Annotated in this window: 19 protein-coding genes and 1 riboswitch; of the genes, 16 read left to right on the forward strand and 3 right to left on the reverse strand. The window is 54.4% G+C overall.

What is annotated here, in order from left to right:
• The first annotated feature begins 73 nt into the window (after positions 1–73).
• From FE783_RS04585 to FE783_RS04595, 3 genes are read left to right on the forward strand one after another with little or no spacing between them, the layout of a single operon-like run.
• A complete protein-coding gene (locus FE783_RS04585; RefSeq protein WP_158301620.1) occupies positions 74–901 on the forward strand; it encodes an RNA polymerase sigma factor in 828 nt (275 codons plus the stop codon).
• Between the two features lie 24 nt (positions 902–925).
• Entirely contained in the window at positions 926–1,972 is a 1,047-nt protein-coding gene (locus FE783_RS04590; protein ID WP_138878146.1) for a hypothetical protein, read from the forward strand.
• A gap of 25 nt (positions 1,973–1,997) precedes the next feature.
• On the forward strand, positions 1,998–2,447 hold the full coding sequence (locus FE783_RS04595) for a GyrI-like domain-containing protein (RefSeq protein ID WP_138878147.1): 450 nt from the start codon (positions 1,998–2,000) through the stop codon (positions 2,445–2,447).
• 395 nt (positions 2,448–2,842) lie between these two features.
• On the opposite strand, the gene FE783_RS04600 is transcribed toward FE783_RS04595, so the two are convergent.
• Positions 2,843–3,940, reverse strand: coding sequence for a PRK06851 family protein (locus tag FE783_RS04600; protein ID WP_138878148.1), 1,098 nt, complete (start codon positions 3,938–3,940; stop codon positions 2,843–2,845).
• A 180-nt stretch (positions 3,941–4,120) separates the two neighbouring features.
• Here FE783_RS04600 and FE783_RS04605 point away from each other — a divergent pair, with 180 nt between their 5' ends.
• The 3 genes from FE783_RS04605 (at position 4,121) to FE783_RS04615 (ending at position 9,550) form a co-directional block, all read left to right on the forward strand.
• A complete protein-coding gene (locus tag FE783_RS04605) occupies positions 4,121–5,056 on the forward strand; it encodes a carbohydrate deacetylase (RefSeq protein WP_158301621.1) in 936 nt (311 codons plus the stop codon).
• 106 nt (positions 5,057–5,162) lie between these two features.
• Positions 5,163–8,834: a heparinase II/III family protein gene (locus FE783_RS04610; RefSeq protein ID WP_138878150.1), complete on the forward strand. Its 3,672-nt coding sequence runs from the start codon at positions 5,163–5,165 to the stop codon at positions 8,832–8,834.
• Positions 8,831–9,550 carry a nucleotidyltransferase domain-containing protein gene (locus tag FE783_RS04615; RefSeq protein ID WP_138878151.1) on the forward strand — a complete coding sequence of 240 codons (720 nt, stop codon included), beginning with the start codon at positions 8,831–8,833 and terminating at the stop codon, positions 9,548–9,550. The genes FE783_RS04610 and FE783_RS04615 overlap by 4 nt, the downstream gene beginning before the upstream one ends.
• Before the next feature lie 639 nt (positions 9,551–10,189).
• Here FE783_RS04615 and FE783_RS04620 read toward each other — a convergent pair.
• Positions 10,190–10,966, reverse strand: a complete 777-nt coding sequence (locus tag FE783_RS04620; RefSeq protein ID WP_158301622.1) for a helix-turn-helix transcriptional regulator — start codon at positions 10,964–10,966, stop codon at positions 10,190–10,192.
• 157 nt (positions 10,967–11,123) lie between these two features.
• Here FE783_RS04620 and FE783_RS04625 point away from each other — a divergent pair, with 157 nt between their 5' ends.
• The 8 genes from FE783_RS04625 (at position 11,124) to FE783_RS04655 (ending at position 19,170) form a co-directional block, all read left to right on the forward strand.
• Complete coding sequence (locus FE783_RS04625; protein ID WP_238402852.1) at positions 11,124–12,554, forward strand: sulfatase family protein; 1,431 nt, start codon at positions 11,124–11,126, stop codon at positions 12,552–12,554.
• 226 nt (positions 12,555–12,780) lie between these two features.
• Positions 12,781–14,097, forward strand: coding sequence for an ABC transporter substrate-binding protein (locus FE783_RS04630; RefSeq protein WP_158301623.1), 1,317 nt, complete (start codon positions 12,781–12,783; stop codon positions 14,095–14,097).
• Between the two features lie 327 nt (positions 14,098–14,424).
• Positions 14,425–15,606 (forward strand): MFS transporter, encoded by a 1,182-nt coding sequence (locus tag FE783_RS04635; RefSeq protein ID WP_138878154.1) that lies wholly within the window; start codon positions 14,425–14,427, stop codon positions 15,604–15,606.
• Between the two features lie 63 nt (positions 15,607–15,669).
• Positions 15,670–15,750, forward strand: a riboswitch (ZMP/ZTP riboswitch).
• A gap of 60 nt (positions 15,751–15,810) precedes the next feature.
• Positions 15,811–16,971: a phosphoribosylglycinamide formyltransferase 2 gene (gene purT / locus FE783_RS04640; protein ID WP_138878155.1), complete on the forward strand. Its 1,161-nt coding sequence runs from the start codon at positions 15,811–15,813 to the stop codon at positions 16,969–16,971.
• 116 nt (positions 16,972–17,087) lie between these two features.
• Positions 17,088–18,341 (forward strand): threonine ammonia-lyase IlvA, encoded by a 1,254-nt coding sequence (gene ilvA / locus FE783_RS04645; protein WP_138878156.1) that lies wholly within the window; start codon positions 17,088–17,090, stop codon positions 18,339–18,341.
• A gap of 11 nt (positions 18,342–18,352) precedes the next feature.
• Positions 18,353–18,637 (forward strand): HAMP domain-containing protein, encoded by a 285-nt coding sequence (locus tag FE783_RS04650; RefSeq protein WP_158301624.1) that lies wholly within the window; start codon positions 18,353–18,355, stop codon positions 18,635–18,637.
• 78 nt (positions 18,638–18,715) lie between these two features.
• Positions 18,716–18,895, forward strand: a complete 180-nt coding sequence (locus FE783_RS37395; RefSeq protein ID WP_158301625.1) for a hypothetical protein — start codon at positions 18,716–18,718, stop codon at positions 18,893–18,895.
• 83 nt (positions 18,896–18,978) lie between these two features.
• Complete coding sequence (locus FE783_RS04655) at positions 18,979–19,170, forward strand: hypothetical protein (RefSeq protein ID WP_138878158.1); 192 nt, start codon at positions 18,979–18,981, stop codon at positions 19,168–19,170.
• A gap of 56 nt (positions 19,171–19,226) precedes the next feature.
• Here the strand turns inward: FE783_RS04655 and FE783_RS04660 are convergent, their stop codons facing one another.
• Positions 19,227–20,105, reverse strand: a complete 879-nt coding sequence (locus FE783_RS04660; RefSeq protein WP_138878159.1) for a serine/threonine protein kinase — start codon at positions 20,103–20,105, stop codon at positions 19,227–19,229.
• Positions 20,106–20,360: 255 nt separating this feature from the next.
• On the opposite strand from FE783_RS04660, the gene FE783_RS04665 reads away from it, so the two are divergent.
• Together FE783_RS04665 and FE783_RS04670 are read left to right on the forward strand one after the other, a co-directional pair.
• A complete protein-coding gene (locus tag FE783_RS04665) occupies positions 20,361–21,392 on the forward strand; it encodes a multicopper oxidase domain-containing protein (RefSeq protein ID WP_420799708.1) in 1,032 nt (343 codons plus the stop codon).
• 21 nt (positions 21,393–21,413) lie between these two features.
• On the forward strand, positions 21,414–22,628 hold the full coding sequence (locus FE783_RS04670) for a ZIP family metal transporter (protein ID WP_238402853.1): 1,215 nt from the start codon (positions 21,414–21,416) through the stop codon (positions 22,626–22,628).
• The last annotated feature ends 146 nt before the right edge of the window (positions 22,629–22,774 follow it).

The following is a 22,774-nucleotide window of genomic DNA, read 5'->3' on the forward strand; positions in this document are numbered from 1 at the left end:
TTTTTTTTCGAATCCATATAGATATCCGCTCGCCTCGGCATCTATGAAGTATAGGCGGAAATGGGGTGCTGCATTGCTCGTATCGGAAATCCGGGGACAATTGGAGTCGGCATGGAGAAAGAAAAGCGTCGAATCGTACGCCGATCCGGCAGGTCGGGATGAAGCGGAGCAAGACGGACAGCTGCGGTCGCTCAGCGATGAAGCTTTGACGGAGCAAGCCAAGACCGGCGACAGGTCCGCGTTCGGAGAGCTTGTCCGGAGGCACCGGACGAAAGCGTGCAGTTTGGCGCAATCGATGGCGCGAGATGAATATTTGGCGGAAGATATCGTGCAGGACGCGTTGGTCCGGGCTTTTCTCCGGGTAGGAACGTTATCCGATCCGAAGCGTTTTTTGCCGTGGTTTCATCGGATTGTCCGAAATCAGGCGCTGATGAAGCTGAGACGCGGCGGTCCGTACTCCAAAGAAATGCCGCTTGCCAGCTGGGAAGGACAGATCCCAAACAACGACGCAGCCGCTTCTGTCCGTGGAAGAGAACAATGGGGAGATCTTGACAGTATCCTGCACCGGTTGGCCCGGTCATCCGCCGAGCGGGATACGGATAACTCCGACCCGGCCGTTCTGTTGCTGAGGAAAGAAACGGTCGATCATATTCGAGGCTTGCTGCACTGCTTAAGCCGCAGAGAGCGGGAAATATTCGAAGCGTTCTTCTTCGACCAACTGACGCCTGCCGACATAGCGGGATTGTTCCATACCTCGACGGCCAACGTCTATAACCACATTGCCAATTCGAGACGCAAGGTGAAGCAGGAACGGCTGCGCGTTCACGTCAGCATGTACGTGGACAAGCGAAGACAATTCAGGCTTCCCCGGGCCCGTACGCTGGCACCCCCGCCATTTTGAGTATCAGAAGGAGGCAATGAGCGAATGAATCCGCATGGAAGAACCAATTATTCCGTAACATGGACAACGGCTGCGCAAGCTATGGCCAATATGATGCATTATACGGATAAGAAGCAGCACGACTTGGTCGATGTAATGGGGTATACCGGTCTCGCATTCCGGCTCAACATACATGCCGAGACAGTAGATATCGGCGGGCCTTACGCCTCGTTCGATTGGGGGGCTACTTTCTCGAGGGGCATGAGGAATCTCGGGTTTCACTGCAAGTCTATGGGAACCATTACGGCTACTCCGGTTGCTCCGACGCTCGAAGAGCTCGAGGAAGGGCTTGCATTCGTCCAGAGGAGCATCGACAGGGGACTACCGGTTATGACTTGGGATCTGTTCACGCCCGAGTTCGGCGTCATATACGGTTACGACGACGACGCCCGGACGCTTCGCTGCAAGGATAATTGGAAAGACGGCGAAATCCCCTATACGAAGCTCGGCCACGGCCAAATCGGCGAGTTGTTTCTGCTCGGCATCGAATCAAGCTTTGAGCCGGATCGGCGCGAGTCGATGCGGGATGCGCTCGAGATGATAGTCGCTCACGCGCGGATACCGGTCATCCGGGAAGACGGCCAGCCATTCCGGAACGGTCTGGCCGGTTACGGGGCATGGAAAGAAGCGTTTGAAGCCCGGACGGTCGAAGCGTTCGCCAATGCGTACAACGTTGGGGTTATTAGCGATGCGAGAGAATTCGCGGCGGAGTTTCTAAGAAGAGTGTCCGTCGAGTGGATGCAGGAAGACGAGATCGGCCGAGAGATCGGCGCGCTGGCGCAAGACGCTTCGGTTTATTACCGGCATGCGGCGGATGCTCTTGTAACGATGCGCGGCATGTTTCCTTTTCCGCAAGGAGGCGAGCCGAACGAACCCGGGCAAGCGGATCGGGCGATTTCCTTGCTGGCGGTAGCGGAAGAGGCGGAGAAACAAGGCGTCGAATTGCTGGAGAGGATGCTTGCCGTTCTCCAAGCTTCGTCGGGACAGCCGACATCGGCTCGACCCTGGCCCATGCAACGTACCTACCCATAAGGATTCATAAAGGAGGCTGGAGAAGATGAGCGGCAATGTGGACATCGCGGAATTGATGCAAGTTCGTAAAGTCAAGATCGAGGCGGTAAGCCTCGTCGGGCTTCAAGGCCGGGATCTGGACGATCAGAAACGGTTATTCGGCGAGTTGGCGGGGAGAATGGAAGAAATCGGCACTCGGACTAGCGATAGTCCGTACCTCGTCATTCCGGGCGATTTCCGCCCGATCGTAGCGGTGGAGGTCAGCGCCCCGGGCGAAGTGCCGGAAGGGATGATCGCTTTCAAGATCCCCGAGGGCGACTATGTCGCGTTCCGGTTCGAGAAGAAGCACGTGGGCGATTTTTGGAGCAACATTTGCACAAGCGAGAACCAGATGAGATATAATATCGATCTGTCGAAGCCGAGATTTGAAACTTTTTCGCATGAGCTTCAATCGGCTGGTGCCCTCGAATGGTATATACCATCCAAGCGTACTTGAGATTTACCGCGGAGGGCCGAATGGAGTAAGGTTTCCTCGAAATAACTTCAAAAGGGAATAGGTGTTGGAGCGAAAAGCTTACATACGTGCTTCAATTGTACCCAAGGCAAACGCCGGCTCATTCGAACCGTTTCCGTTCCCGTAACTGGAAAACCTGCAGTCTATTTTATCGAATAGGCTGCTTTGACCCGATTATGATGAAATTAGCTGTAGGTTTTCCCGTTATTACTCGCTGTTTGCTCTTTTCAAGTTGAATGAACTGTAGGTTTTCCATTAAGCGGGTCGAGGCCACAACGCAGTCAGCCAAATCCCCATTTCTTCCCAACGCGCTGACGTATGGGATTGCACGTAAAAGAACCGCTGGAGCGTTCCCCGGCGGTTTTTCTTAATTCCACTCATTTCACCTTGGCCGCAATGTCCGATAGTTCCTGTTCAATCTCCTCCCTGATCCGGTCCACTATACCGTAATCGACGGCCGGTACATAAATTTGCTTCAGTTGATCCTGCAGCGATTTGGCATGAGCCAGATGCCCGATCGATTCCTTCATTTTGGCGGAATACCGTCCCTTGATCTCGCCGATCGGCTCCGCGTACGCTTCATCCGTCCCCGGCTGGATACAGTGCTCATACATATCGATGATTTCATCCGTTGGGCGGTCGGGAAAATATTCATGCGGTGCCGTGCTGTCGAAAACGGCGAATCCGAGCTCTCGGACGATGACCATGTCCAAGCTGTTCGGGTCGAAGCCGCAATGATAAATTTCCACATCAAAGCCGCGTTCCGTACCGGCCGCTGCTATTTTTTTCAGCATGGTCGATTTCCCGGACCCGGCACGCCCTTTGACGAGATACCTTTTCAGACCGTCAGTCAAATTAGGCACAAAATCGACGGCGCCATTCGGTGTAGCCGCACCCAAGAACCGGTGGTCGATCCGGCTTTTCTTCCCGAGCTTGCGATCCCCGTACAGAAGCTTCACGTAAGTTGCGGTCAACGTATCGGCTGCCGGAAAATCCATGTTGGTAATGTAATACGTTTCCCATTCGTCATGGATGCGAAGCGCCTCCGCGAAACCGGAGTAGCCGTGTTCATAGGCCCGGGAAATTTCGTTTTTCAAGCTTTCGATCAACGGCATTTGAGCAGCGAGCCGAGACCGGTCGCAGGCGGCGTCCAAATCGACGTACCGCACGTCTTCTCCGGAAAGTCGAGGCCGTATTACGCGAGGCGCCGTTCCATTTACGATTCCCGCCCTCAGCCCGGGTACGATCACACCATCAAGCGAGTCATTGTCGAAAGGACAGTGGATAAACCACGTATCGTAGCCATTCTCCGTCAACCGGTCGCCGATTGACCGAATCATACTCGACTTTCCCGTACCCGGCCCTCCCAGCAGGACGAAAAGACGCTCCAGACGCTGCAGAGACGAATCGAACAAGTTGGCGAAGCCAGCGGCGGTATTGCCGCTTGCAAAATAATGTTTAACCGTTCCGGTCATAAAGCACACACCTCTCTAGGCAAATGTCACGGTTCATACCATATCGTATTAATCTGACGTATAAAAGGTGCGGCCGAATAACTGCTTGCTACGCGCCGAACAGGTTAGTGTCCCTATCGATCCGGCGCCAAACGCATATGATATTTGAACCTTGTGTATGGGGGGGGGGGGGGGAGTTTATTGTCCAAATATGTGATCGTAAACGCCGACGATTTCGGATTATCGAAGCACATTAATGAAGCGATTCTCGAAGCGCATCGGAACGGCATCGTAACAAGCACTACTCTGATGGCCAATATGCCGGGATTCAATCACGCCGTCTTATCGGCAAAACGAAACCGATCGCTCGGCGTAGGATTGCACGCAAATTTGAGTTACGGCAAGCCGTTGTCGCCTGCCGCAAGCGTTCCATCCCTCGTAGGGGCGGACGGCTTCTTTTCAGATAAGAGGGACGGTTGGAGGGTGCAGGACATTGAACGGGAATTGTACCGACAGTTCGACATGCTCGTATCGGCGGGTCTTCAACCAACTCATCTCGACTCCCATCATCATATTCATCTCGAGGTCTCTTCCGTCTATTCCATTATGTGCAAACTTGCCGAGCAGAAACGAATCCCTATCCGGCTTCATCCTTGGTCGTCGCAGCTGGAGTGCAGACCAGCCAGTACGGACCGACTGATCATGGATACGTATGAACAAAGTGACGGAGCGGAGAGGCTGCTTGCGCATATGGAGTCGATGGCGGACGGAACGACGGAAATCATGTGTCATCCCGTGTACGGCGGCGGGGAGCTGCGGTCGTTAACCGATCCCCGGATAAAGGAAGCGATTCTCCGGCATTCGATTCGGCTGATCGATTACAGACTGCTTCCCGCGCTCCATAGCGTGCCGGTCGGGACCGAAGCCGACTTGCTGGAGGCAACTATTCCGCATCCTACCGATCCTATCGCTCCCGCAAAGTATCGCCCCCGAAGAAATAAGCCAAGAGCAAGAAAATCGTATTCCGGTAAAACAAAATCGGCATCCGTTCGGAAAAAACGGTCTTCCCGCGCGATAAGCGGAAGGACTTCCCGAACCCGCATCGCGAAAAGAAGGTGGAAAACGAAGCCGCGATGAACAAAGATTTTTAGACATGTCAATTACTTGACTATAAAACAGCCGGGCCCGATCCGCGTGTTATGATGTTACCAGTCGAAAGAATGATTTGGAGGGATCCTGCGCTTTGAAGCCGTTATATCCATATTACGTAGTCCGGGAGTCCGAGCAATTCGAACAGCTTCCGGCTGCGGGAGATTTTACGGAAGGCGATACGATGAATAGAGCCTCCCGGAAGTCCGAGTTTGCCGCTTATACGAACAAAGGCATGCTTCACTTTCGGATATGGTGTTATGATGCCGACCCGCAGCAAGCGGAGACGATACGTCTGAATTTCGATCCGGATCATTCGGGCCGAAGACCTCATAATCTGGTGCAAGTAATCGTCGATTCCGAAGGCAGAACGAAGGCGGAGACGATGGAGTACGATATCGTCCGTTTTTCTCCGGTCGAAGAGGTCCGCAGCAGCACGGTCTTTCGAGGCGGAGTATTGGAAATAACCGTGGTGATGCCGCTCGGTCTGGTCTACAAGAGCAGAGATTCGCGACCTTATATCGGACTAAATGTGATACGGATGCGCGCGGGCGCGCCTGCTTTGTCAAAGTGGTCCGGTTTGCCCGGGGAGATTTCGGTGCATTGTTTGCAAGGAATCGGGGATTTGATTTTCGCCGAAGGATTAACGGCGGATGAGACGGACGCCTGGACCCGTCGCGCGATCGAAGACAGCAGCAAGGCGTATACGAGATGGGAGAAGCAGAAGCTCCCCCCTGAAATGCTCCGCCACGTACGCGCCAAAAAATCGGGCTTCTCGCTGCGAATCAAACCGGAGGATGCGGAGCGCGCCCGCCGCAACGCCCGCGAGACGGATTGGGGCGCCCGTATTGCCGCGAGGATCTATGAAGTAGCGGATTACTGGGCGTCCAAATCGGATGACGAATTGTTCGATTTCATTATTCCCGGCAATCCACGGGCGATGACGCCGAGCCAGTTTTACGGAGATCCGTTGACCGGCGGCAACCGGCTTACGCTGAAAACATGCTTGGAAACGCCGTTCCGGTTCTACAACGAGAAGACCGGGGAATGGTGGTATCCGGGCAAGAAGCTGAACAATCCCGCGACGGGCGAGGAAGTGATCGTGGAAGATAACGGAGAAGGATTTCTGATTCCGGAAGGATTCCCCAATCCATATACCCGATGCATGCTTGTCGCGGCAACCCGCAACTACCGGCTGGCAATGGCGATGGCGGCGCCGTACTGTCCTTCCATCACCGATAAGAACGTCGTCCCGGAAACGAGCGGTACCCTGTATGCCGGGGGAATTCCGAATTTGGCGTATGCATACATATTGTCCGGAGATGTCCGTTACGCCTATAAAGCGGCCATTCTGATCGGGAGAATTGCGGAGCTGTACCCTTACATGAACGGCGGCTACCATGACGGGAGCTATTCGGATACGGTGCATTTGTCGGAGCCGTCCACGACGGGCACGGAATGGAAGAAAAACTTGCTGGAAGCGTACGACCTTATTTTCGATGGAATCGACGCGTTTCATGACGACTTGGAGGCGTTGTTCGCGCGGAAGCCCGATGCCGAGAACAAGCGGCGCGCAGTCCCGTTCGATCTGCGAAGAGCGGTGGAGCGGGAGATGATCCCTTATGTCATCTATACGTGCGAATTGGAGCGAAGCGGCGCGAGCGACTGGTCGATGAGGCTGCTCGAGCTGGAGATGGAAGCGGCGGCTTTGATCCAGAACGGAGAGCTGCTTCACGAAGTGCTTATGGATTCCGCCTTCAGCTTATTCTCCAAGCTGAAAAACGGCTATTACCGGGACGGAAAATACGCGTACGATTCGTCCGGCTATGTCGAGCTGATGTCTTATGCCATGATGAACTACCCGAATTGGACTTACTTGTTCCAGGACGACGGTCCGTTCATAGAGCCTTTGAATTTGTTCGAGGATCCCCGCTTCGGCGTGAAAGAAATTATCGCTTTTTATTACCGTTACAGATGCGGAAGTTTATCATCCGCATTCGGCGACACTCCAGTGGATAATTTGCTTCCCCTATCGGACAAGCGCAAAAACGGGATGATGCCTTTTCTTGCGTTAAGCGAAACCGTGTTTCGGAGAATGCCTTCGGCACGGGATATTATAGGGCAGGCGCTCACCCATTACAGCGAGGAGGAGCTGGCGAGACTGCGGGTGGAGGCTTGCGCGGATAACGGAAGAGGCGGCAACCAGTCTCTCCTGGTACTTGCGAACGCCTTGTCCGAGTCGGAGCTGGCGCCGTACCGCGAGCAATCGTCACAAGGAGTGCAGCCTTCGTTCTTGGCGGAGGACTCGGAAATCAGCATCTTGAGAAGCGGCAGCACGGCCCGGAATACGAAGCACCTTGTGTTATACGGACAACCTACACTGCCTCATGCGCATGGCGATAAGCTCGGACTATGGCTCGGAGCGTACGGGGTGCATCAGCTGGCGTTCGGCGGCCATTATCCGTTTATTTGGATCGGTCCGAAAATCCGGCAATGGGAGCTTCATTCCGCGTCGTGCAACGTCGTACTGATAGACGGCAAAAATCAGGCGCCTTCGAGCTCCGTTCAGCTCGAGCATTATGAAGGGAAATCGTTTCAAGCGGCGGGAATGGAGAACAAAGAGGCGTATCCCGGCAGCCACTACGAAAGATGGGCATGGCTCATTCAAGCTCCGGACGGAGAAAACGCATACGTGCTGGACCGGTTTCTCGTCTCCGGCGGCTCCAAATTCGATTACAATACTCACGGTCTGGACGTATCGCTGGAGCAGGTCGCGTTCGAAGGGATCGAGAACTGGGAGCCGATGGAAGGAACGCTTGCCGGAGCGGACATTCCGCTGTACGGGCAGCCCGGGTACGGCTGGATGAAAGCGATCCGCAAAGCGAAAGCGGGCCGACAAGTATCATGGACTTACCCGTACGGGGACAGTTCGTTGAAAATTACCGCGCTGAACGGTAAAGAGCGGGAATTGATATGCTGCCTGGGCGAGAAGGGCGGACAAGAAATGAAAAAATCGCCGTGGGATACTTATGTTCTGATTAGGGACGAGCAGGACGAGCCTGAAGGTCATGCCGCTTCCTTCGTTACGGTAATGGAGCCTTTTGAAGGTAATCCCTTTCTGAAGTCCGTTCAAGCCATGGAGTGCAGAAGCGGGGTACATGACGGCGTATTCGAGCCTGTCGGCCTTAGCGCGACACATCTTGACGGGAGCCGTGATATCGTCATTTCCGCACGCCATCAAAGGAAGCCGGTGACGTTCCGGGACGAGGCGGGACTGCTGCATACGACCGATGCGCAAACGCTATTAATCCGTTATTCCGGCAACCGTCCGGTATTAGTCGAAGCGGTAGGTTACACGGTGATCGAATCGGGCGGGTTGAGATGGGAGCGGGCGCAGTCCGAATGGCGGGGAACCGTCACCTCGGTCGATACGGAGCTCAGACTGATCGAGGTGGAGTTCGCCGGGGAAGTGCCGGATTCGGCCCAGCTTCAAGATGCCGTCGGATTTATTGACGGCGAGGGCTACAAGAAGCCGTCTCCTTACTACATCAGAGATCCCCGCATACAAGGGAACCGGCTTGTGTTCCGAACGGATATTACGATGTTCCGTGGAGAAGAAGGCTGGCAAGGGACGGAAAAAGTACGCGTGCAGCAAGGCAAGCAGGCGATCGATTACATGGGCAAACGAATGCTGGTCGACGTCCGGGCCGGGGACCGGTTTACGTTGAGCAACCGGATCTGTCTCGGCAACGGAGATTTCATATGAAAATGTCGGGAGTGGAGGCTGCTAAGCAATTTGTATCGGATCATTTCCCGAGTTGCAATATCGCGATACTGACCGGAAGTACGGCTCGCGGAGAGGATACGGCGTATTCCGATTTGGACATCGTCATCATCTCGGACGATGCGCCGGCGGCTTATGCAGAGGCGTATTGCGAGTACGGCTGGATGATTGAAATATTAATGCACAACCGGGACACATACAAACAGTTTTTTGACAGGGATTGTATGCGCGGGCGACCGTCATTGCCCCACATGTTCGCGAGCGGCATAATTTTGGTTGACGACGGCACGGCGGAGGGCATACAGCTTGAAGCTCGGCGGCTGCTCGATGCCGGTCCTCCGGCATGGTCCGAGCAAGAAGTCCGGCGCGCCCGGTTCGCGATAACGAACCATTTGTTGGATTTGCAAGGCGGGCTTCCGGCAGGAGAAGCGATCTTCGCTGGGCAGGAATTGGCGCATGCGTTGCATGAGCTGGTGCTCCGCGCCAATAGGCGATGGGTCTCAAGGGGAAGGCGAATCCCGCGGGCTTTGGAGGAATACGATCCGGTTTTCGCCGGACGATTCGCCGAATCGTTTCAAGCTTTTTACAGCTCGCCGCATGATGCATCGGCGGTCATCCGATATGCCGACGAAGTTCTTGCCCCTTACGGAGGGAGACTGTTCGAGGGATACTCCACCAAACCGGCTGTGCAGCCATAGCGATGTTTACTTCATGCAGAAAGCGCCCACTCGTCCGCGAGGGGCGCTTTTCTCAAAGTATCGGAGGTTAAAGTCCTTCACCGTACAAAAGCGAAAATATACCATTACGTGTCACGCTCTACATGTGAAGGCTTGATGGAGAGAGTGAGGCGGAACTTTCATTTCCTCTATCGGTTCAGAAAGAGAGTACATGCATCACAAATGGAACTTTCAGTTCCGTTATTCGCTCTGGTTTAGTATAAATGCTATTTATTTTGTCTGATAGCGGAACTCAAACTTCCGTTAAGCCCGATTTCAACCTTACGTTTTCGAAATAACGGAACGCCAATTTCCGCGAGCTTTATTCCGCTTTTCATCCGTAGGAATAAGCGATTGGGACACGGGCATTTGGAGTAGAAGTCATTTCGCAAAAGCTCCGAGAGGGAATGGGTATTGAAGCGGAAAGTTTAGGTGTGAATTTGGCATGAACCTCGTCAAAATCACACTCGGGCCGCCTTTGAAGTCGTGTTGTTACCGCAAAGTCTAATCAAGACAACACGACTTCAACAGCGGTTGGAGCCGGGTACCCATTCCCTCCCAACGCGCCAATGTATGGGTTTGCACACCAAAACCGTCCGGGCGTTGCCCGGACGGTTTTTCTCATCTTTCCCGCATCGCGATAAATGCGGATGGAGACATGGAAGTCGCTTTTTTGAAAGTCCTGTAGAAGTATGAAGTATCGTAGAAGCCCAAATAATCCGCGATTTCGGTAATCGTAAAATCGGTGCCGAGCAGCAAGTTGCGGGCTTCGGCGATCCGTAGCTGCTGCATATACTGTCCGGGGGTTTGTCCGGTCACTTCCTTGAACAAAGAAATCGTGTAGTTCGGGGAACGCAGGATCAGTCCGGCCAGCTCGTTAATGTTAAGCGGCTGGCGATAATGCTCGCGGATATAGCGCTGCATTTTCTCGGCGAGCAGCCACTTCGTCGGCGATATTCCGGTCGACTCCGACTCGCGGCTGGCGATTCCCGCCAGTTCCTGAATAATCCCCGTGGCGACGAAACGGTGCATCGGCTTCTCTTCCCGCATCTCGCGGTGAAGCGCTTCGAACCTTTTGGCGACATAATCGATATTGGTGATCCGTTTTTTCGTAAACCGATTGTTGTCGAACAGCGGAACGCATCCGACGGGAAACGAATGATCGAACAGGGCCGAATATTTCCGATGGGGAGTGCCGCCGTCATTTTCCGCGCTGCGGAACGTTCCCTTCGGAATATACACAAGATCGCCTTTCTCGGCCGTAATGATCGAATGATTGATGGAATATACCAATTTGCCCTGTACGACCAAAATCAATATGTTGGATTCCACGGCTACGGGAGCCATTCGCCAATTCGGAATCATATCGTCATAATAAGCCGAGCGGAGAGTGAGCATTCGGGAAACTCCCTTTCGTACCGGTTTCTTTGTGTTCATCGTAGCATATTGCCATGTGATTTTGTACCCAAAACCGGAGTATTGTACATGGATTGCCGGGAGCGGGATTCGCTATAATGGCCTGGAAGCGGCAGATTGAAAGGAGAGGTTGACGAGAGTGGAACAGCGAGCGGGGGGACGCCCCAACATTTTGTTCATCATGAGCGACGACCATGCGGCCCATGCGATGAGCTGCTACGGCAGCCGGATCAATCGGACGCCGAACATCGACCGGGTAGCCGAAGAAGGAATGCGTTTCGACCATTGCTTCTGCACGAATTCGATCTGCGCCCCGAGCCGGGCGGCGATCTTGACGGGGGTTTACAATCATATCAACGGCGTCCGGACGTTGTCCGACAGGTTCGACGGAAGCCAGCAAACGATGCCGAAGCTGCTGCAGCAGCACGGGTATCAGACGGCGATTGTCGGCAAATGGCATCTCGGGCATGGAGGCGAAAGCGATCCGACCGGTTTCGATTATTGGGACATTTTGCCCGGTCAGGGCGATTACCACAATCCGGCCTTCATACGCGGCGGAGAGAAACGGGTCGTGAACGGGTATGCGACCGACATCATCACCGACCTGTCCATCGATTGGATCCGGAACCGGGACAAGGACCGGCCGTTCTTCCTGATGTGTCACCACAAAGCGCCGCATCGGCCGTGGATACCGGACGAGAAGCATGCCCGTCTGTATGAAGACGTCGAGATCCCCGAGCCGGAAACGTTCAACGACGATTACAGCAACAGGGCGAGTGCCGCGGCTGCGGCGGAGATGCGGATCGACCGGGATTTGACCAAGAAAGATCTGAAGATCGATCCTCCCGAACATTTGACCGGAGCCGCGCTGAAGAGCTGGAAATATCAAAGATACATTAAAGATTATTTGAGATGCATCGCCTCCGTCGACGACAATGTCGGCCGAATGCTCGATTATTTGGACGAGGAGGGACTTGCGGACGACACGATCGTCGTGTATACGTCCGATCAAGGATTTTTCCTCGGCGATCACGGCTGGTATGATAAACGGTTCATGTATGAAGAATCGCTGCGAATGCCTTTCATCATCCGTTACCCACGGCATATCCGGCCAGGAAGCGTGGATCGGCACATGGTGTTGAATACGGACTTCGCTCCTACGTTTCTCGATTATGCGGGGATTCCCGTACCGGAGGAGATGCAAGGAAGAAGCTTCCGGCAAATCGTAGAAGGGGAGCGTCCGGAACAATGGCGCACTTCGATGTATTACCGGTATTGGATGCACATGTCCGAGCACGCCGTCTATGCGCATTACGGCATCCGCACGGAGCAATACAAGCTGATCTACTATTACGCCGACGCTTTGGGCACCAAAGGCTCAACCGACGACCCGAAGCCGCCGGAATGGGAATTGTTCGACCTGAAGAAAGACCCTTACGAAATGATCAACGTGTATGACGATCCGGACTATGCCCGCGTCGTAGAGCTGTTGGAGAAAGAATTGTACCGGCTGCAGGAGGAGGTAAAGGACGAGAAATATGAACGGCCGGATTCCCTCCATTCCCGTTGACGCTTCGGCTTTGCTTCACGGAACGAGCGGCGACAAGGGAAGTGACGAAAGCTGGCACAGGCGCGGAACCGTGCCGGCTTCTTCCCTTATTCAAAATTGCTCAATCTCTTTGGCTGAAGGAGGTGAGTTCATTTGATAATATTTTGAATACGCTTACATAACGTGGGGGGCATAAGGCTATGGCCTTATGGAAGAGGGACCTATACAAAATCGGGAGGGTTCGAACATGAAACATAGGAGTTTGCTTACCGTCTTGACAATTGTACCGCTATCGGCGGCGCTTGTCGGCTGCGGCGGCAAAGATAACGCTGTGGCGGACGTGAAGACGGCCGGAGGCTACAACAACGAGCCGGTTAAATTATCGATCTATGACTATCAGGCCGGCATCAATGATCGCGAGCTGCAGACGTACATCATCAAGCCTATCCAGGCGAAATATCCGAATATTTCGTTCGAGCTGCTGAGTGCGAAATCTCCCGAAGAATTGGCCGCCTCCGGGGTCGTGCCGGACCTGGTCGCGACGAGCAACGTGTACGTGAAATATATGCTCGATCTGGGCTTCGGCGAAGATCTGCAATCGATGGTGAAGACGAGCGGCTTGAACTTGAGCCGGATCGAGCCGGAAGCCTTGAACGAGCTCAAGAAGTTCGGGCCCAAAGGAGAAATATACGGATTGCCGCTCTCGATGAATTACGGCGTGATGCTGTATAATAAAGAGATTTTCGATAAGCTCGGGGTTGCATATCCGAAGGACGAGATGACATGGAGCCAGACGCTCGAGCTGGCCAAGAAAGTAACCCGGACGGAAGGCGGAATTCGGTACATCGGTGTATCCATGGGGGCACCTCAAGGGCTGGTGCGGCAATATTCGTTGCCGGTCGTGGACGATAAGCAGCAGAAGTCGATCGTCACATCGGATGGCTTCAAAACGATCTTCTCGGCGTTGCGTCAATTGTACGATATGAACGGCTACCTCGGGCCGGCTAAAGAGTTCAACTACGGATTCAATGAGTTTTCCAAAGATCAGACATTGGCGATGAATCCGAACTGGATTGCCGCGGTGACCGACACGCTCGCGCAGCTGGACAAGGACGGGAAAACGTTCCAATGGGACATAGTTTCGTTTCCGGCGTTCGACGACCGTCCGAAGCTGGGGCGACAGATCGATTTCCATCTGTTCATGGTGCCGCCGGCATCGAAAAATAAAAACGCAGCGTATGAAGTCGCCCGATCGCTGCTTACGGACGAAGCGCAAACCGCGATGAACAAAGCCGGACGGATGACGGTGTTGAAAGTTTCGGAGCTGAAGAAGCAATACGCGCAAGATTTGAAAGTGTATAACGGCAAAAACTTGGCGGGAATATTCAAAGTGACGCCGGCCCCCGCCCCGATGAGCACGAATTACGACACGAAAATTTATTCGATCCTTCAGGAATCGAATAAAGAAATGGCGCAAAACAATATGGACGTCAATACGGCGCTCCGGATGGCCGACGAGAAAGCGAACAAGCATATCCAGGAGATGAAGCAGCAAGGCAAGTAAACGGAATGGTGAAACGATCGTGCAACACTTGACTTACTTTCACACACGGGTCTGGGAACGGTGCTAAGCAACGGATATCGTGGTAAACTGGATATGGAAGGATTGCCCGCCGATTCCGCCATGCGGACGGTCTAAGCGTTACCGCCTGACCGGTTTCGTTGTTCCCGGAAGCGGGACTGCCGATGTCATTCTATCTAAAGAAGGAGACCGAGCCATGATCCCATTCGCCAGACCTCCCTGCTAAGACTTAGACGCCAGCACGCCGCGAGCGCCTCCTGTCTGATTGAGCTTCGGTAAGCCCAATCAGATTCGGAGAGGAGCTCCACAATGAACTACGTATCCAACCTTTGGAAGCTTTATGCGCTTCGATTTTTTTCCAGCCTCATCCCCGCCTATGTGATCGAAAGGCTGTACTGGGAAGAGCGGGGCATGACGATCCAGATGGTCGTATTTACAGAGATCATTTACGCGCTGACGATCGTCCTCCTGGAAGTTCCGACCGGCATTATGGCCGATAAGTGGGGCCGGAAAAAGATGCTGGTGTTCAGCGCCCTGCTCGGCTGCAGCGAGTTTGCGATCCTGCTGTACGCAACGGAATTTTGGCACTTTGCGGTGGTCGTCTTCTTGGCGGGTATAAGCCGTTCCGCCGGTAGCGGCTCGGAGAACGCTCTGCTCTACGATAGCTTGGTGGCTCAAGGCAAGGCGGCTTCATTCGAAAAGCAGCTGGGCGGCTTGAACGCCTGCGATTTCGTATCGGCCATACTGGCCGCCTTGTGCGGCAGCCTGCTCGCCGGCCGTTTCGGCTTGGAGCTGAACTATTGGATATCGCTCGGAAGCGCGCTGATCGCCCTTATCATCTCGCTGCTGCTGGTCGAGTCCGCAGCAGCTGCAGGCGGCCCTGCGGACGAACATGAGATTCCGTTCAAGCAATATGTGACCGAATCTTTGCGTTTCTTTAGAAAAAACAAGGGAGTCAGCCTCGTGGTGCTCTCGGGAATGGTAACAGGCTCGGCGATGGGCTATATCGAGGAGTTTTGGCAGCTGTACGCGAATAGATTGGAGATGCCGGTAGTGTTCTTCGGCGTACTGTCGGCCGCGATCATGCTCTTGCAGCTGCCGGGCAATTTGCTGGCTCACGCGCTGTTAAAGCGTTTCAGCAGCAGGACGTTGATTCTTATAGTCGGATCCATCTTCGCCGTCGGCTTTGCATATACCGCCGCAAGCAAGGACTATATCGGCCTTGCGGCAATGCTCGTCATCTGCTTGTTCTCCGGGGTGATGGAGCCGCTAGCCGCCGGTTACCTGCATCACCGGATCGATTCGACGATGCGGGCGACGATCGATTCATTCCGGTCGTTGGGGGAAAATGTCGTGCATACCTTCATCGGCATCGGCTTCGGTTACTTTTCGACCCGGTACGACGTGTTCGGCGGATACGGTTTTATCGCGGCGCTGTGCTTCGCCTTCTTGGTGTGGTATGTCGGCGCATCCCGTACGATTCAATCGTGATCACGTCTTGCAGCGATATTGCATTTCCGCCAAGATTCCAGTATGATCGAACTGACAAAATAAACGTTTATGCGTGACTGGCGGAGCATGGGGTACCATGAGGGAGCGCGTGAATCGAATGAGCCGTACGCCTGGGCAGAGGTAAGGAGTATTATTCTCCTTACCTCTTTTTAGATCAAGAAGATGAAGCGGGGGAACTTACCTATGTTTCGCACGAGGAAAATGATGCTGCTCGGCTCGGGAGAATTGGGCAAGGAAGTGATTATCGAAGCCGAGCGGCTGGGCGTGGAGACGGTCGCGGTAGACCGGTACGCGGATGCGCCGGCGATGCAGGTCGCCCGCCGCAGCTACGTGATCGATATGCTGGATGCGGACAAGCTGCGGGATGTAATCGAGCGGGAGAAGCCGGACTTGATCGTACCGGAAATCGAAGCGCTTGCGACTTCCGAGCTGGTGAAGCTGGAGGCGGAAGGGTATCGCGTCATTCCTACGGCCCGCGCCGCGAAGCTTACGATGGATCGCGAAGGCATCCGCCGGCTTGCCTCGGAGAAGCTGGGATTGCCTACGGCCGGCTACAAATTCGCCGATACGTACGAGCAGTTCGTCCAAGCGGTCAAGGAAACAGGCTATCCTTGCGTCATCAAGCCGCTCATGAGCTCGTCGGGCAAAGGGCAGAGCGTATGCCGAGAAGAGAAGGACATCGAGCCATGCTGGAACATTGCGATGGAAGGCGGGCGAGTGCGGAACGGACGAGTGATCATCGAACAATTTATCCGGTTCCAGTCGGAGATTACGCTGCTTACGGTCCGCTCCGTGAGCGGGACAAGCTTCTGCGCGCCGATCGGGCATATTCAGGAGAGCGGGGACTACATCGAATCGTGGCAGCCCCACGCCATGTCGGATCGTCAGATCGAGGAAGCGAAGCACATTGCGAAGACGATTACGGACGAGCTAGGTGGTTACGGTCTTTTTGGCGTCGAGCTGTTCTTGACGGAAGACAAAGTGTATTTCAGCGAAGTTTCGCCGCGGCCTCACGATACGGGACTGGTTACGCTCGTAACGCAAAATTTGTCCGAGTTCGCGATTCACGTCCGAGCCATACTCGGCTATCCGATCCCGGAGATCGTAATGATGACGCCTGGCGCCAGTCGGCCGCTGAAGGCGGATCGCGAGCTGGAAAACTATCGCATCGGCGGTGTGGATAAAGCGTTGTCCGTTCCCAATACGCAGGTGCGACTATTCGGCAAACCGGTCACGAAGACGGGACGCCGCATGGCGGTCGCGTTATCATCGGCGGATTCGGTCGAAGAGGCGCGCATTCGTGCGAAACAAGCTTTGGACGAGCTTTCCGTCGACGAAGCATAGAAGAAAATGTTTATGGAATGTAGGGCTGCACAGCCGAGCGGCCCTTTTCCGCCGAGATGGACACTCCGCCTGCGCGGTGTATAATAGAGATCATCACGTTAAGCAGAGGGGTCAGCATGGACAATCAAACGATCACACTTGAAGATATCGTAATGGCTAATCATGTATTGAAAGATGTCGTAACGCATACGCCGCTCCAGCAAAATTATATATTGTCCGAGAAGTACGGCTGCAACGTGTATTTGAAGCGCGAAGATTTGCAGGTAGTCCGATCGTTCAAAATTCGCGGCGCCTACAATCTGATGAGCAGCCTGCCGCCGGACAAGCTGGAGAAGGGGGTCGTTTGCGCCAGTGCAGGCAACCACGCTCAAGGCGTAGCCTACTCGTGCCGGGCGCTTAAAGTGCGGGGCAACATCTTTATGCCGACGACGACGCCGCGCCAAAAAATTTCCCAGGTCAAGCTGTTCGGCGGCTCCTATATCGAAGTCATTCTGAGCGGAGACACATTCGACGATTCGCTGCGCGAGGCGATCGAGTTCGGCGAACGTGAAGGGATGCAGTTCGTGCACCCATTCGACCACCGGAAAATTATGGCCGGGCAAGGCACGGTCGGACTCGAGCTGATGACCGACATGCGCGAGCCGGTCGATTATGTCTTCGCCGGCATCGGGGGCGGCGGCCTTGCGGCGGGAGTGGGCACATACGTCAAGAGCATCAGCCCCCATACGAAGCTAATAGGCGTCGAAGCATCCGGTGCCCCTTCGATGTCGCGCTCGATCGAGCAGGGAGAAATCGTTACGCTAGGGGAGATCGACAAGTTCGTCGACGGAACGGCCGTGAAGCGGGTCGGGGAGCTGAGCTACGAAATTTGCCGCCAAGTGGTCGACGATATCGTCGTAGTACCCGAAGGCAAAGTATGCACCACCATCCTTGAGCTGTACAATGAAAACGCGATCGTCGCCGAGCCGGCGGGAGCGCTGTCGATCACGGCGCTCGATATGTACCGCGAGCAGATTGCGGGCAAAAACGTCGTCTGCATTATTAGCGGAGGCAACAACGATATCGAGCGGATGCAGGAAATCAAGGAGCGGTCCTTGATTTACGAAGGACTGAAGCATTACTTTACCGTACAGTTTCCGCAGCGGGCCGGTGCTCTGAGGGAGTTTCTCGACAAGGTGCTCGGACCGAACGACGACATTACGCGTTTCGAATATACGAAGAAAACGAGCAAAGAAAACGGGCCGGCGCTGGTCGGCATCGAGCTGAAAAATAAGGAAGATTACGAGCCGCTGATCGAGCGGATGATCGAAAGAGGCATCCAATACGTCGAGCTCAACAAAAATCCGACGCTGTTCAATTTGCTTATATGAGGAAGAGGAGCTTGCCTAAGCGGCGGCTCCTTTTTTCGTTGCGTCGATTCCGCTTCATGCTGAAGCCCGTCCGCGCTTTGACCCGTTTGTCGCAGCAGGCGGCGACCGGGGATCTAACCGTAGCGATACCGGTTCGACGGCAGGATGAGGTAGGACAATTGGCGGGGCATTTCAACACGATGATCGCTAATATACGCGATTTGATAAGGCAAACCCGCGAGCTGAGCGTTCAAGTCGGACAATCGTCCGAGACGCTGCGGTCGAGCGCGGAACAAACCGCTAATGCGGCTGAATAAGGTACGGGGTCTTTCGGACATCGTCAACCAGATCGGAGAATCGTTCCGTCATATCGTCCGTTCCGTCGCACCGAACAGGTGACCGCCTCCATCCTCGAGTTATCCGAAATCTCGCAGCAGTCCGCGTCGGCTTCCCAGAGCGTAGCCGCATCGTCGGAGGAGCAATTGGCTTCGATGGAGGAGATTACCGCCGCGGCCGGCTCGCTGAACGAAATGGCGGACAAGCTGAACAAAACGGTCGAACGTTTCAAGCTGTAGCGCCGTTTTGAAACCTCGGCTCCATTTTTGCGTAGTAAAAGGAGAGGGCTTAAGAGCCACTTTACGCGAATGGGGGAGTACTGATGTTGAAACGAATGCTGAAAGAACTGCTCATGTCGAAGCTTGGACATAAAGGCCACCAATCCCGGTACAGCAGCAGCGACTCGTACAAGCGCCAAGGCGGATACCCGCCTTCCAACCAAGGCACTCACCACCATAACAACCAAGGGCATACGTATTACAGGCGCAAACACAAGAGCTACTCCAGCTCCTAAATGGCAGTCGTACTGCCGATCAGCTTGCCGGATTTGACGGCAAGCTTTCTTTTTGCTCAACGCACTTTCCCGATCAATTCGTCCAGATCGCGGCGCAGCTCCGCGATTGTATCGTACGGCTGGTCCAGCTGCAGCAGTCGGCGGATGAAGCGGCGGATATCCGGGTGAAGGCGCAGTTCTTCCTCCCACCCGCGATCCGTTTGTCCGGGCTTTTCCTCAAATCCGGTATAGAGCAGAAACAGCAAGCTGTGGCCCAATGCATAGAAATCGCTCGCAAAAACGGGCTTCCGGCGTATCCGTTTTTCTTCCGTATACTTATCGCCGCCATCCTCTTCCTCGAACGGAAGCCGCCCGTCAGCCGACACCGGGCATGCGAGTCCGAAATCGATCAAAGCGGTCCGGCCGTCCGGCTGCAAAATCAGGTTGGGAATCCGCACGTCACGGTGGACGATATGCCGGCTATGTACGTACTCGAGAATACCGACGACGCCATGGATCAGTCGAAGCGCTTCCGGTACGGTAAAGACTGTTCCGTCCGCCATAATCAAGTCTTCGAGGTTCCGGCCTTCTTTATATTCCATACAGAGGAAAAGATCGTTCCGTTCCTCGAAACGGTCCAGAAGCTTCGGGATGTCCGGATGATCGAACTTGCCCAATACGGCCGCTTCCCGCTCGTATACCGGCAGGCCGGTTCTTCCCGCACGCTTGCTGGGTTTCACTTGCTTCATGACGCAGGTGTGTCCGTTTGCCGCCGAATCCTCGCATAAATAGCTGATCCCATAACTCCCGATGCCGAGCACTTTGCGGATCGAGTAGCGCCCCCGAATGACAGTGCCGGGCCGAAACGGCCGATCCAGCACGAACTCGCGAAGCCTCTTCAGACTATGCTCCGCCTCATTCCGAAAGCGCAGCAGCATGTCGCGCCAACGCATCATGCAATCCCTCCTTCGAAGTGGTGCGGTGCGGCTATAGAACCATTTTATACAAAGAGGACCATGAAAGGAAACAGCCGCATCGTGACAAGCCGTACAAAAAAAAAGATTTACAAAATCAGGATCGCGGGAGTATGATGATTATAAAGTTGCCCAACGGAAACATTATGTCCCCGGGTAAAAAAATATTTTTTTGGACATAAATTTGCACTGGGTCAATAGTTTTTGACTTGCACAAAAAAAAGGAGGCTGCGAGGATTGAAAAACAACATCTCCAGAAGGAACGTGTTGAAGTGGGGGGCGGCGAGCACCTTCGCGTTAGTGGGAAGCACGCTTTTGAATCCCGGAACATGGTTTCAGAAGCCGGCGCAAGCGATGGATAAGCATGACGTTCATAACGCGCTGAAGAATGATCTGCATGCGGGCATGAAGCATGGGTACGATCCGGGAACAGACGTAACCGAGGGTCTGAAAATGGCTCGGAACGCACTGACGCAATTCGATTACGGGAAGGTCAGCAAAATGACGGACGGGAAAACCGTTCGCGAATTCGAGATCAAAGCCCGCGAGCATGAAGTTGAGATTGCGAAAGGAATCAAGTTCCCGGGGTGGGCGTATAACGGCACGATTCCCGGTCCGACTTTGCGCTGCACGGAGGGAGACCTTCTCCGGATCAAATTCTTGAATCAATCCTCTCACCCGCACTCCATTCATTTTCACGGCATTCACCCGACGAATATGGACGGACTCGAAGCCATCCTTCCGGGCGAATCGTTTACTTACGAGTTCGAAGCGAAGCCGGCCGGCATGCAGCTGTATCATTGTCATGTCGCACCGCTGGCCAGACACATACACAAAGGGCTGTACGGGAATTTCATTATCGACCCGGTCAAACCGAGACCGACCGCCAAGGAGTTCAGCATGGTCATGAACGGATTCGACCTGGATCTGGACGGCGAGAATGAAGTGTACACGGTAAACGGCTACGCCTTCGCCTATCTCCAGGAACCGATCAAAGTAAAGGCCGGCGAGCTGGTCCGGATCTATGTAAGCAATTTCACGGAATTCGATCCGATCAATTCGTTCCATCTTCACGCCAACTTCTTCAACTACTACGCGACCGGCGCCGATCCGGAAGCCCGTCCCTCCTATACCGATACGATCATGCAGTGCCAAGGTGAGCGGGGCATTCTGGAAATCGTATTTCCCAAGCCCGGCCGTTATATGTTCCACGCCCATCAAAGCGAATTTGCGGAATTGGGCTGGATGGGTTTCTTTTTAGCCGAATGAGGAAGGAGGGAGAGGGCGAATATGAGCAATCTGGGTATGAATCCTATGGACCGTAATATCAGCCATGGCAGAGGGAAAATGCTGCTTCTCGGAATTTTGCCGCTGATTCTCCTCATCGCTTTGGTGACGGGAATTGCCGTACTCGGTACCGGGGTGGAGAACGAGCCTGCTGCGCCGATCGAAGTACTGAACGTGGAGAAAATCAAATTGACGGATGACGGGTTCGAGGTCAAAGTGTTGAACTCCGGGCCGGAAGAGGTGACGATCGCGCAAGTCGTCGTGGACGATTCGTTCTGGAACGCTTCCTACGATCCGGGGCCGATCTTGGCTCGCTTCGGTCATGCGATCGTGCATATTCCGTATCCGTGGGTAGCCGGCGATCCGCACGAGATCAAATTCATCACCTCGAACGGGCTGATTTTCTCCGGTGAGGTCGCGGCCGCCGCATTGACGCCGGTTGCCGATGGGAACCGGTTTGCGCAGTACGCTTTGATCGGATTTTACGTAGGGATCGTCCCGGTAGGATTAGGGCTGTTGTGGTACCCGTTCATGAGGCGCTTTTCGACGAAAGGGATGCACGCCATTCTTGCTTTTACGGTCGGTCTGTTGTTTTTCCTGTTCGTCGATACGCTCGAGGAAGGATTCGAGATGGCTGCGGAGGCGCCGGGCGTGTTTCAGGGAACGGGTCTCGTCTGGTTCGGAGCGTTGCTCAGCTTCTTGTTCTTGATTGCGGTCGACCAGATGAACAGCCGGAAAATGCGGCACGCCCCCGCGAGCGGCAAACGGATCTCGTATAAGCTGGCGACGGGAATCGGCTTGCATAACTTCGGCGAAGGGTTGGCGATCGGTGCCGCTTTTGCCGTAGGGGAGTCGGCGCTCGGAACGTTTCTCGTGATCGGATTTACGCTGCACAATATTACGGAAGGGGTGGGCATTGCCGCACCGCTGCTGAAAGACCGACCGACCTGGAAAACGTTCGCGGCGCTAGCCGCCATAGCGGGAGCCCCGGCCATATTGGGTACTTGGACGGGCGGATTCATATTCGATCCGACGTTCGCCGCGCTGTTCTTCGGGATCGGGGCAGGCGCCATCCTGCAAGTCATCTACGTCATATCCAAGATGGTAATCCGAGAATCGACGGAAAAAGGATATCCGGCCGTATCGTGGGCGAACTTCAGCGGAATTACGATCGGTATGCTCGTGATGTACGCGACTGCGCTGCTCGTAAATTTTTAACCGATAAGATGTGAACTGACACCGCCAAGGAGGGCGGTGTTTTTGCTTACGACGGCGGAAATAAGTGATCAATTCGTGTCGGGTACCGGAAGGATAATACGGTATTTCATGGAATATATTGAATGTACTAGAAAGATGACAAATCG

The organism is Paenibacillus mesophilus (assembly GCF_005938385.1).
Classification (GTDB): Bacteria; Bacillota; Bacilli; order Paenibacillales; family NBRC-103111; genus Paenibacillus_AB; species Paenibacillus_AB mesophilus.

Excerpts from the sequence above, each read along its gene's own strand:
- FE783_RS04620 (WP_158301622.1), bottom strand. The coding sequence starts at position 10,966 with ATGCTCACTCTCCGCTCGGCTTATTATGACGATATGATTCCGAATTGG.
- FE783_RS04600 (WP_138878148.1), bottom strand. The coding sequence starts at position 3,940 with ATGACCGGAACGGTTAAACATTATTTTGCAAGCGGCAATACCGCCGCT.
- FE783_RS04630 (WP_158301623.1), top strand. The coding sequence starts at position 12,781 with ATGAAACATAGGAGTTTGCTTACCGTCTTGACAATTGTACCGCTATCG.
- FE783_RS04615 (WP_138878151.1), top strand. The coding sequence starts at position 8,831 with ATGAAAATGTCGGGAGTGGAGGCTGCTAAGCAATTTGTATCGGATCAT.
- FE783_RS04655 (WP_138878158.1), top strand. The coding sequence starts at position 18,979 with ATGTTGAAACGAATGCTGAAAGAACTGCTCATGTCGAAGCTTGGACAT.
- FE783_RS04660 (WP_138878159.1), bottom strand. The coding sequence starts at position 20,105 with ATGATGCGTTGGCGCGACATGCTGCTGCGCTTTCGGAATGAGGCGGAG.
- ilvA (WP_138878156.1), top strand. The coding sequence starts at position 17,088 with ATGGACAATCAAACGATCACACTTGAAGATATCGTAATGGCTAATCAT.
- FE783_RS04595 (WP_138878147.1), top strand. The coding sequence starts at position 1,998 with ATGAGCGGCAATGTGGACATCGCGGAATTGATGCAAGTTCGTAAAGTC.
- FE783_RS04590 (WP_138878146.1), top strand. The coding sequence starts at position 926 with ATGAATCCGCATGGAAGAACCAATTATTCCGTAACATGGACAACGGCT.
- FE783_RS04635 (WP_138878154.1), top strand. The coding sequence starts at position 14,425 with ATGAACTACGTATCCAACCTTTGGAAGCTTTATGCGCTTCGATTTTTT.
- FE783_RS04670 (WP_238402853.1), top strand. The coding sequence starts at position 21,414 with ATGAGCAATCTGGGTATGAATCCTATGGACCGTAATATCAGCCATGGC.
- purT (WP_138878155.1), top strand. The coding sequence starts at position 15,811 with ATGTTTCGCACGAGGAAAATGATGCTGCTCGGCTCGGGAGAATTGGGC.